Annotated in this window: 8 protein-coding genes and 1 other RNA gene; 6 read left to right on the top strand and 3 right to left on the bottom strand. The window is 40.0% G+C overall.

Annotated features, from left to right (window positions below):
- Positions 1-687: hypothetical protein (locus tag QZU45_RS09660; RefSeq protein WP_295354716.1), on the top strand; the 687-nt coding region annotated here is incomplete at its 5' end.
- On the opposite strand, the gene QZU45_RS09665 is transcribed toward QZU45_RS09660, so the two are convergent.
- Positions 625-2,478, bottom strand: a complete 1,854-nt coding sequence (locus QZU45_RS09665) for a penicillin-binding protein activator (RefSeq protein WP_295354719.1) — start codon at positions 2,476-2,478, stop codon at positions 625-627. The two genes, QZU45_RS09660 and QZU45_RS09665, sit on opposite strands and share 63 nt — an antisense overlap.
- 298 nt (positions 2,479-2,776) lie before the next feature.
- On the opposite strand from QZU45_RS09665, the gene QZU45_RS09670 reads away from it, so the two are divergent.
- From QZU45_RS09670 to rnpB, 3 genes are all read left to right on the top strand, one after another.
- On the top strand, positions 2,777-3,538 hold the full coding sequence (locus tag QZU45_RS09670) for a M15 family metallopeptidase (RefSeq protein WP_295354721.1): 762 nt from the start codon (positions 2,777-2,779) through the stop codon (positions 3,536-3,538).
- A 78-nt stretch (positions 3,539-3,616) separates the two neighbouring features.
- On the top strand, positions 3,617-4,459 hold the full coding sequence (gene rsmI, locus QZU45_RS09675; RefSeq protein ID WP_295354724.1) for a 16S rRNA (cytidine(1402)-2'-O)-methyltransferase: 843 nt from the start codon (positions 3,617-3,619) through the stop codon (positions 4,457-4,459).
- A gap of 18 nt (positions 4,460-4,477) precedes the next feature.
- An RNA gene (gene rnpB / locus QZU45_RS09680) (RNase P RNA component class A) lies at positions 4,478-4,854 on the top strand.
- Between the two features lie 169 nt (positions 4,855-5,023).
- Here the strand turns inward: rnpB and QZU45_RS09685 are convergent.
- Positions 5,024-5,455 (bottom strand): HIT family protein, encoded by a 432-nt coding sequence (locus QZU45_RS09685; protein WP_295000994.1) that lies wholly within the window; start codon positions 5,453-5,455, stop codon positions 5,024-5,026.
- A 591-nt stretch (positions 5,456-6,046) separates the two neighbouring features.
- Here QZU45_RS09685 and QZU45_RS09690 point away from each other — a divergent pair.
- On the top strand, positions 6,047-7,975 hold the full coding sequence (locus QZU45_RS09690; RefSeq protein WP_295354727.1) for a TRAP transporter permease: 1,929 nt from the start codon (positions 6,047-6,049) through the stop codon (positions 7,973-7,975).
- A 50-nt stretch (positions 7,976-8,025) separates the two neighbouring features.
- Here the strand turns inward: QZU45_RS09690 and QZU45_RS09695 are convergent, their stop codons facing one another.
- On the bottom strand, positions 8,026-9,261 hold the full coding sequence (locus QZU45_RS09695) for an MFS transporter (RefSeq protein WP_295354730.1): 1,236 nt from the start codon (positions 9,259-9,261) through the stop codon (positions 8,026-8,028).
- 116 nt (positions 9,262-9,377) lie between these two features.
- Between QZU45_RS09695 and QZU45_RS09700 the strand changes: the two genes are divergently transcribed.
- The gene (locus tag QZU45_RS09700; RefSeq protein ID WP_295354733.1) at positions 9,378-10,280 is read left to right on the top strand and encodes an AraC family transcriptional regulator; all 903 of its coding nucleotides are present in this window, start codon (positions 9,378-9,380) and stop codon (positions 10,278-10,280) included.
- The last annotated feature ends 315 nt before the right edge of the window (positions 10,281-10,595 follow it).

Below are 10,595 nucleotides of genomic sequence, written 5' to 3' on the forward strand. Positions count from 1 at the left end.
AATGCAATCAAGGGTACCGAGTTCGAAGGTATGTCCATCCAGATGATGGCGGCTATGGTTATGTTAGAGGTAGGCGCCACCAAGAAGAAAGAAGCAGAAATGAAGATTGCTGATATGAAGGGACAAAATGACAAAGCAAAGAAACTTAACAATCTTGTAGATAGAATGAATGCTGATCTTGGTGGAGTTACCAAGGATGATGATGACAACAATAAAAAGAGAGCATCGATTTTAAAGAGCTACTACGAGGAGGCAAAATCTCTTGGTATTGACACTTCAAGTTGGGGCGCATCTGAGGTCAATTTGCCAGCTTCCTTCAGAGGAGCATCTTCAATGACACAGAAAGTTTTATTTATACCTAGTAAAACCGCAGAACAGGTACGATCTATCACTTCTCAGATTCAGCACATGGCAGAGAACTGCAACTCTGACAACCAAACACAGATGGTTAAGCTGCAGGACTTCATGGGCCAGTACAACAGCTTCGTAAGCGGTGCAAGTGATCAGATTAAGAATGCAAATCAGATCCTGCAGGGAGATAGCTTAGAATATAATAAGGGATGCATGATAGCATCCCTTCTCGTTTATAGGGACCAAATAAAGTCCCTGATAATCATTTCAGAATTATCTTACAGAACCAAGCTCAACCCACATTGGAGTAGACTCAATCAGACCATTATGACCTAAGGAGATATCTCCAGACAGTCCGTGTAAAACATCGTTCTGATTTGCAGCCAGCTGGTTGATGTTGAAAGCAAAGTTTACTGCATCATAGGATGCGGCAAAGATTCTCTGAACCTGAGAATTTGCCTTTGGCATAGACTTCATGAAGCTCTCTTTTAGTGAGCTGTCAGTTAAAACCCATGGCATATCACCAAGAATTGCTCCCTTTAATGCCAGCTCCTGAGAGGAGTTGTTAACACCCATGTAGCTCTTGTCGGTCAGATAAACAGCAACATTTGATGGAATAGCAGCCTTGATCTGAACGGCATCAATTACAGAAGCACTTACATATGCTGAGTCCGCAGAACCAAATGGGCATTTTGCAATTTCAGAGGTAACATTTGCAGGATTGCTGTAATTACATACAACAGCATTGTTGTTAACTTTACCGAAGGTATTCATAAAGCTGTTAACTGAACGCTGTGATGCCTTGTCGGTGCTTAGTCCGATTGCAATAGGGCTCTTGTAGCCATCTGCATAAATCTTTGAAGCTGCAATTGCACCCTCATAGTTTGGACCTAAATCAAAGTACCACTGATTTACAGGACGGTTGCCCTCTGGTGAATTCAAGGTGATTGATGGAATCTTAAGCCCGGCTGCATTCATGGCATTAACTTCTGGCTTTAGAATTGGGCCGATAACAAGCTTAGTGCCGTTCGATGAAATGGTAGCGACAATCTGAGAGATGTTGGTCAGAATTGGGCCGATAACAAGCTTAGTGCCGTTCGATGAAATGGTAGCGACAATCTGAGAGATGTTGGTCTTGTTGGTGTCGTAGAAGGTAACCTTAGCCTTTGAACCTCTGTCCTTTAAGGCGGTAAGAATACCAAGTTTGGCAGGCTCTCCTACTGATGAAGCGAATCTTCCTGATAGAGGCAGCAGTACGGCAATCTGATCGCCATCCTGGATGCTGAATAAAGCCTGAGAATCTACGGCTACAGCTTTGCCACCCTTAGGTGTAACGTCACGTACATCCTGCTGGGCTACTGGCTCAATCTTCTCAGGAGCTGATAAAAGCAGCAGAGGATGGTTAGGATACTTTTTAGCAAAGGTCTCCATCATCTGATCTTTTAACTGATTATTTGATGACTTATCAATGATTGCATACTCATAGAAACCTTTGTCGGTGTCATTTTTTACATTGGTGTATGCTGAGGATAAGGTCTGATCATCAAGCTGCTTTAATAAATCAACAGATCTCAAAAGAACCTTTCTCTTATCAGAATCACGGGTTACATATCTCTCTAAAGCAGATTCGCTCTTGAATGCTGTAATCTGATACTTAGGATCGTGGGTCTTGTTGTAAAGATTGGTGTTTACGTTGGTATTTAAAACCAGGAAGTATGAAATATCCTGTTTTGGCAGAGCCTTGTAGTTGATGGCAGACAGTTTCTGCTCGGCCTCTTCAAACTGATTCTTTCTGGAAAGCAGCATGGCATCAACCATTGCAGCCTCATCTTTCTGAACAGGAGTTGCTGCGCTTGCATACAGCTGACTTACACTTGCTGCTGCCTGATCAAGTCTGTTCTCAACAATCTGTGATCTTGTATAAAGGATAAGAGCCTTGAAGCTTTCATCTGCAGATGCATCTTCAAATGCCTGTCTGTATTCCTGTGCTGTTAAATTTAGCGGACCAAATGCATTTACTGATTCGATTTTTTTTACAGAAGAACTTGTACATGCGCTTAAAGTTAAAGTTGCTGCTGTAAGTAAAGTGCATAAATATACATTTAAAGCTGATCTTTTAGCTTTCACGATGACTTCCTACTTTATATATGGATTCATGGTCACATCCTAAAGAACGTTATGAATATGGTACAACGTTCTTTCTGACCTTTTGAGTCTTACAAAAAGACTCGGTTTTGTAAGCCTTGCACTGGCCTCAATGTTCACTATTTTAACATACTGAGCATTATAGAAACTTAGATTTTAATTTTGTTTTTATTTTATGCGGATCTATTTTTTTTTCTAACAGGTTAAAGGAATTCGTCCTATGCTAGATATACGGTGTTTCAACTGTTAAGTATATTTGTCTGTAAGGATAGGTGAAGATATGTTCAAGCTAAGAGAGGTTACCGGTTTAATACTCTGTATTCTTGTTTCCTGCTGTCTGGTATCAGGATGTACCTCAACTCCTGCTCCTCAGCACAAGACCATGACAGATCAGGGGATGCTTTTCAGTGGAGATTCCTCTGATTTTGTACTTCTGGCTGAAGCTGTACCTGATGCAATACTAGAAATAAGATACTACTCAACATATAACTTTGTTGGAGACAGAATTAAAGGCTATGAGCAGCCGGTTGCGCTTTTAACCAAAGAGGCAGCTGCTGCGCTAAAGAATGTAAGTGAGGAGCTTAAGACCAAGGGATATCGCCTGAAGATCTTCGATGCCTACCGTCCTCAGATGGCTGTCTCCCACTTTATGGAGTGGGCTCTTGATCCTAATGATGTCCGTATGAAGAAGTATTTTTATTCAAAGCTTGAGAAGAATACTCTGTTTCCTCAAGGCTATATTGCCGAGCATTCCGGACACAGCCGCGGCAGTACCGTTGATCTGACTCTTTTTGATATGAATCTTGAGAAAGAAGTGGATATGGGAGGAACCTTTGATTACTTTGGAGAGCTCAGTCATCCGGACTACACTAAGATCACCAAACAGCAGTTCAATAACCGCATGATTTTAAGAGAGGCAATGCTCAAGCATGGCTTCAAGCCACTGGTGGAAGAGTGGTGGCACTTCACCTTAAAAGATGAGCCTTATCCAAATACATATTTTACATTCCCTGTAAGTTCTGCCTCAATCAAGGTAAAATAGTCAGCAGATTGGAAAAGATTTAATTTAAGAAAGCTTCTGATCTAAAAAATCCGAAGCTTTTTCTTTTGGAAAATAAAGATGGAAAGTGCTTTATATATTGTTCCTACTCCCATAGGAAATCTTGATGATATCACTCTAAGAGCAATCGAAGTTCTAAAGAGTGCAACCTTAATTGCAGCTGAAGATACCAGACATTCAAAGATTCTTCTGGATAAGCTGGGGATCAGTGGCAAGAAAATGATCAGCTGTCATGATCATAATGAAGGTGAGAGGGCAGAACTTATTATTGAAGAGGTAAGAGCAGGCGGCGTTGTCGCTTTAATCTCCGATGCCGGTTCTCCTCTTATCAATGACCCTGGCTACAGAGTAGTGACCATATGTGCAGAGCAGGGGGTAAAGGTGGTTCCTCTGCCTGGTCCTTGTGCTTTGATTACTGCTCTTGAGGCATCAGCACTTCCTACTGATAAGTTCATGTTCTGTGGTTTCTTCCCTGTAAAGGAAAAGGAACTAACAGGTGTATTAGAGTCACTTAAGAGTGCGGATTACACAGCTGTGTTCTATGAGGCTCCAAGACGTATTGTTGATACCATGGAGCTTATGGCAAAAATTCTGCCTGATCACGATGTAACCTTATGCCGAGAGATGACCAAGACCTTTGAGTCTTTCTACAGACTAAAGGCTAAGGAGGCTCCTGAATTTTTAAAGGCTGATCCTGACAGAACCAAAGGCGAGTTTGTAGTTGCCATAGGAGCTGTAAAAAAGGAATTTTCAGAGATCGACCCTAAGATTGCAGCTGCTTTAGAAGAGCTTATAAAGACCTCTCCGGTAAAAACTGTAGCTAATGTTCTAGCTTCCATAACAGGGCTAAAAAAGAATGACTTGTATAATCTGGCACTAGAACTTAAAGACAAGTCCCATTAAAAGATATATAATATATCCTGAGTCGACCAGACAATCGCTGCCACGCACGCGTGTTTAAGATCTTTATTCATACGGTCGTGGGGGAGGAAAGTCCGAGCTCCGAAGGACGAAGTGCCAGGTAACGCCTGGAGGGCGTGAGCCCATGACAAGTGCAACAGAGAACAGACCGCCATTTTTAATGGTAAGGGTGAAACGGCGAGGTAAGAGCTCACCGCTTTCATAGCAATATGAAAGGCACGGTAAACTCCACTTGGAGCAAGATCAAATAGGCTCTCTATAATCTGGTCCGGATTGAGAGCGGGTTGATTGCTTGAGCTAGAGAGCGATTTCTAGCCTAGAGGAATGATTGTCGCTGCTATGCAGAACAGAACTCGGCTTACAGGTCGACTCACACACCCTAATCCTGTAATCCTCATTTTTCTTAATTTGTACCGTACTTGTCTTCTGTAATTCGTACTGTGTTCTAACTAATTTGAGCTTTCTTAAAAAAAGACTGTCATTATTGAGACAGTCTTTTGCGTGTGATTATTAACGTTTCCGGAATAAGGAAAAAAATCCTTTCTTCTATTTCTTTAATTCTTTTTTGAAGATCTCAATGATTTCCTGATATTCATCGTCCTTTAGATATTTTGGATTTGCATCAGAGAAAGGACCGTTCCAGTTTGGACCGTCAATATATTTTGGTACAACGTGAATGTGCAGGTGCTTTACGGTATCAGCATATGAGCCGTAGTTAATCTTGTCCGGATTGAAACCACGATGAATTGCATTTGCTACAGCCATAAGTTCTTTGTTGAAATCATTAAGTTCTTTTTCACTTAAGTCTGTAAGATCGGTTGCATGTCCGTCATAGGCTAAGATGCAGCGACCACGATTTTTCTGATCACGGAAAAGGTAAAGTTTTGAGTGCTCGAAATCGCAGATCTTAATCATCAGAGAGTCTCTATGTTCACATACCTCATCGCAGTACATGCATCCCTGTTTCTTTTCTATCATGATATTTTTCCTATAGTTGTTTGAATTTAACGTGTGTTATGTTCATGAGAATGTAACCAGAAAAAGGTGAAACTGTTCCAATCTTTTTGATTTCACCTGTCTTCACAGAAATTACAACGCTAAAGATTTTCCTACTTTTCTAGTGGTTTCTGTAAGTGTTTTTTTATGAAATTTTTTAATTTAACCTTAGGATCACAGAAAACGTTAACGGCCCTATACAGAGAACATCTGTGCTTAAATATGTGTGTTCCAGAAAATAATCTAAAGATAAAACTGTATTTATCTGATCTAATTGTACTTTTGCATAATTTTCTGAATCATTTTCCTTTTTTTTTCAAGTTGTGATTTTGCATTTTCTTAAAGTCTTTCTGATGTCACTGAAATGTTTCTTTTTTACTGTTGAAAAAAAATGTTTTTTCATTATGTTTGCAGCTGGCCCTGTATTTTTTTGGAGCATGTCTTAATAGCCTCAAAGTCCCAAGTTTTAAGCGTTAATCAGTAAGAAAATCCTCTAATTCTTTCTGTTGTGCTTTTATTGTCCTGTATAAACTTGTAAGCTAAATACAATCATCCAGAAATAAGGTTAAGTATATGGCTAGTGTTTTGATGCAGGAATCATCTGCACAGGATAATCAGGTAAAGGAACATCCTTCCAGATATGTAAACTACAAAGGAATAACTTCTAAAGCTGTAGCTGTTCTTCTGATTATATGGACTGTTTTTCAGGTTTATTTCACGACTTTTGGTGCTATCAGCGCCATAAATCTCAGAGCCTTTCACTGCCTGTTTCTGCTGCTGTTTACCTTTCTTCTTTTTCCTGTTACCAGAAAATCCCTAAAACAAAGACGATATCCTTCACTTCTGAATCTTTTGCTGATTGCCTTAAGCATATTCTGTATTCTCTATCTTGTAATCTATTTTCCAAGAGTTGCCCGCAGTGGTGGCCGACTTAATACAACTGATCTATATGTTGCCGGTATCGGTATTCTACTGGTCTTTGAGGCTTCAAGACGAGCCTGTGGAAATCTTGGAATTCTTGCCGCCATTTTTCTTGCCTATAACTGGTTTGGTGCCTATATACCTGGAGCTCTGGGACATAACGGTCTAACTTTAAAAAGAATTCTCTCGACTCAGTTCTGGGGAACACAGGGCATATTCGGTATAGGTATAGGTGTAAGTGCCACCTATATTTTCCTTTTTGTACTCTTTGGCTCATTTCTGAAATACAGTGGCTTTTCAAAGTTTATCAATGATTTTTCTCTGGCACTGGTAGGCCAGACTCCCGGCGGTCCTGCCAAGGTTGCGGTTATGGCATCTGCCGCCATGGGAATGATTAACGGTTCAGCTATTGCCAATGTTGCAACTACAGGAACTATTACTATCCCTCTGATGAAACAGACCGGTTATTCAAAAAACTTTGCCGGAGCTGTGGAGGCAGTTGCCTCAACCGGCGGTCAGTTCTGTCCTCCTATTATGGGAGCAGTTGGTTTTGTTATGGCTGAATTTCTGAACATAAGCTATGTCTCAGTCATGATTGCAGCGGTTATTCCTGCATTCCTCTATTATCTGGGATTACTCTTTGCTGTCCATTTTGAAGCCAAAAAGAGGGGACTTTCTGGATTTTCTAAAGAGAATATTCCTGATGCCATGAAAGTTATAAGGGAACAGGGGCATCTTTCTCTACCATTATTTATTCTTATCACTCTGATGTGTTGCGGATATACACCACTTTATTCAGCAGTGATCTCCATTGTTGCCACTGTTCTTTCTAGCTATCTGCGTGCGGATACCAGAATGAATATTGATAAGATTATTCTTGCAGTGACAGAAGGCGCCAGAGGTGCTATCTCAGTTGGTGTCTGCTGTGTAATCATCGGTATTATCATTGGCACCGTAACTCTGACAAGTCTTGGCCTTAACATGGGATACGTGATCCTGTCTGTTGTAGATAACAGTAATATTCTGCTTACAGGCTTTCTAACCATGCTGATGTCTGTGGTTCTGGGAATGGGAGTACCGGGAGTTGCGGCCTATGTAATTGTTCAGGCTGTAGCTGTTCCTGTTCTGATTAAGGTTGGTATTGTTCCTATCTGTGCTCATCTGTTCTGTCTTGTATACGCCTGTTTATCGAACATTACTCCTCCTGTAGCTATGAGCTGTTATGTTGCAGCAGGTATTTCAGGCGGTAATCAGCTTAAGACAGGTTTACTTGCGGTAAGATTGGGACTCGTCGGATTTTTAATTCCATTCTTCTTTTTAACCAATCCGGAACTTCTGATTGGTGTTGTCCCAGATGTGAAGATTTATGAGTATCTGTGGATTGCATTTACAGCATCAGCTGGAACTATAGCTCTTGCAGGTGGACTTCAGAATTATCTTTTAACGGAATGTAATCTTGTTGAAAGAATACTTCTGATTCTGGTCTGTCCGATGATGTTATATCCCGGAATTACAACAGATATTATCGGAATGGTTTTATTGTCTGCAGTTATTGTTCTTCAGAAAGTTACCCGCCAATAAAAATACAGGAAAACACAATGTTTTCCTGTAAATAAACACAAGGTTATTTTCTAATTGTTGCTGTGGTTGGCAAGCTCTCTGATTTTCTTTTTGGTCTCAAGTCCTTCATCGGTGACCACCTTAAGAGCAATTAGTCCCACAATAAGAGAAGATATTCCGATTCCAACAAAGGTTGCTGGAAGAGAGAATGCTTTTGAGGTAAATCCGATAACTACTGGTCCAAGAAGAATTCCTGAGTATCCAAGTGCATTGATAAAGGCAATAGTGTCATGAACAGGGAAGTTCCTGATTGTTCCGGCAAAGGATACCAGCTGAGGAACAATATTCGCCGCACCAAATCCGACTAGCAGGAAACCGATACAGGTTCCATAAATATTAGGAATGATTACGGTAATGATCCATCCTGCTGCCACAAGAAGTGTTCCTGAAACGACTGTTATCTTTCTTCCCAAAGACACAACTATCCTATTTCCAACAAGTCTCATAATTGTCATGGCGATGGCAAAGAATGAGTAGATAAAACCGGCACTGCTGATATCAATGCCTCTTTCCTGATTTGCAAAGACGCCAGACCAGCTTAAAACAGCGCCTTCAAGGGCATACATAATAAAGCACATACAGCCGATGATAATTACAAGAAGAGGAATCCTTCTGTGTTTCTTTTCTGAAAGTTCTGTATCTGAACTCTTTTCGTCAGCTTCTTTTTTCTTGTTCTCAAATGCTTTGACGTCGTTTATCAGATGACCGCAGAACATAAAGGTTATGAACATCATTAAGGCGAAAACAGCAGATGCTCCGAAAAACAGTGAGATACCAACAGAAAGCATTGCAGACATGAAGGCTGATCCTGCCAGAGTTCCTATTGAGTAGCCTCCATGAAATCCTGACATTAAAGGTTTTTTTAATTCTGATTCAACAATGACAGCATTAATATTTGAGGAAACATCCAAACCAATGGTCAGAGCTCCAAAAATTAGGAGCAATACTGCTGTAAGCGCAAGATATGGAGAAACTGAAAGCATAATCAGAGTTAATGCAAAGAATACTGCACATATCTGCATTACTTTTTTACAGCCAAAACGGCTGGTTAAAGATGAAACTATTGGCAGGGAAATAAAAGATCCTATGCCTGTACATAAAAGCAGCATACCCAGCTGACCTTCATCCAGATCAAATCTTGCTTTGATATATGGAACCATTGGCGCCCATGCAGCTTCTAGGAATCCAAGAACAATAAAGGAGCTTAGATTGGATATTTTTAATCTTCTGTTTTCTTTGTTAGTCATATATACCTCTTTTGTTATATATGAATATATCAGCAGTTATATCCAAAAGATATGCTAAAATAGCCAAAAATATATGACAAAATAACCAAAGTACAAAAATAACGGAAAAGTGACAGATGGAAAACAACATATCAAAGATCACTGACTGCAGGTGTACAACAGATGCATCAGGACTTGAGCTTGTTAAACATGGAACAAGGTCATTTCCTATCGGTTTTTATTCAAAGTCTCGTCATTCTACTGAGGTTCCTTGGCACTGGCATGACCATTTAGAACTTGAATTTGTTGAGGATGGCGAGGCCAGAATAACCATTGAGTCCGAGACTTTTTCTGTACGAAAAGGTGAAGGTTTCTTTGTAAATTCGGCCAGACTTCATGCGGTATTTCCCAATGAGGATTATGTATCGCATACTGTTGTCTTCCATCCATCGGTTATATCCTCAAATCCAGAGAGTGATATCTACAGAAAATATCTTGAGCCGCTGATAAACAGTGACAGTTTTACTGGTATTCATTTAACAGAAAAAATACCTTTTCATAAGCAGCTTCTCGGTTATACAAGGGAGGCTTTTGAAAGTTATATAAAAGATGATTTTGGTTTTGAGATTGATGTTACCAATTCATTGTCCAAGGCAGTTAAGTGTCTTGCATATCAGGTTATAAATACTTCAGAGAAGAACTATAGCGTTCCTGATAAATCTATCCTTAGAGTCAAGAAAATGCTTGCTTATCTGACACAGAATCTCTCTGAGAAAATAGAAATTGAGGATATAGCAAAGGTAGCTAGAATCAGTACTACAGAATGTCTTCGCTGTTTTAATAAGACTGTTGGGATGCCTCCGATTCAGTATCTGAAGCGCCTTCGGATTCAGAAAGCGGCTCTGCTTTTAGGCTCTTCTGATGACAAGGTCATTGATATAGCTCTTTCCTGTGGCTTTACTGATATGAGTTATTTTTCAAGAGCCTTCAAAGAATCTCGAGGAATGACTCCAAAGGAGTATAGAAAATCGGTCAGGTAGAGCAAATTTTTTTTGAACCTGTACTTGCCTTTTCCTAGTCCGGAAACAGGCCCAATATAATCATAAAAAAATGGAATGCCGATTATATATCAGCTGCTACTATACAGGATCTTCAAAAAGAACCTGATTAAGACTTGTTACTGATTTTTAAGGGATTTAACTTCTCCTTTCATTAACTGATTAAATTCCTGTGCTAAAATCTAAGATAGAAACAGTAAAGAGGCGTTTATGAAGAAAGATGTTTTGCTATATACCGGTGGAGAGGACTTTGCTGAAATTATCAATGGAGGAGGTTACTACGTTGATAAAACTGCT

It is taken from the genome of uncultured Succinivibrio sp. (assembly GCF_902756765.1).
GTDB lineage: Bacteria > Pseudomonadota > Gammaproteobacteria > Enterobacterales > Succinivibrionaceae > Succinivibrio.

Excerpts from the sequence above, each read along its gene's own strand:
- QZU45_RS09670 (WP_295354721.1), top strand. The coding sequence starts at position 2,777 with ATGTTCAAGCTAAGAGAGGTTACCGGTTTAATACTCTGTATTCTTGTT.
- rsmI (WP_295354724.1), top strand. The coding sequence starts at position 3,617 with ATGGAAAGTGCTTTATATATTGTTCCTACTCCCATAGGAAATCTTGAT.
- QZU45_RS09685 (WP_295000994.1), bottom strand. The coding sequence starts at position 5,455 with ATGATAGAAAAGAAACAGGGATGCATGTACTGCGATGAGGTATGTGAA.
- QZU45_RS09690 (WP_295354727.1), top strand. The coding sequence starts at position 6,047 with ATGGCTAGTGTTTTGATGCAGGAATCATCTGCACAGGATAATCAGGTA.
- QZU45_RS09695 (WP_295354730.1), bottom strand. The coding sequence starts at position 9,261 with ATGACTAACAAAGAAAACAGAAGATTAAAAATATCCAATCTAAGCTCC.
- QZU45_RS09700 (WP_295354733.1), top strand. The coding sequence starts at position 9,378 with ATGGAAAACAACATATCAAAGATCACTGACTGCAGGTGTACAACAGAT.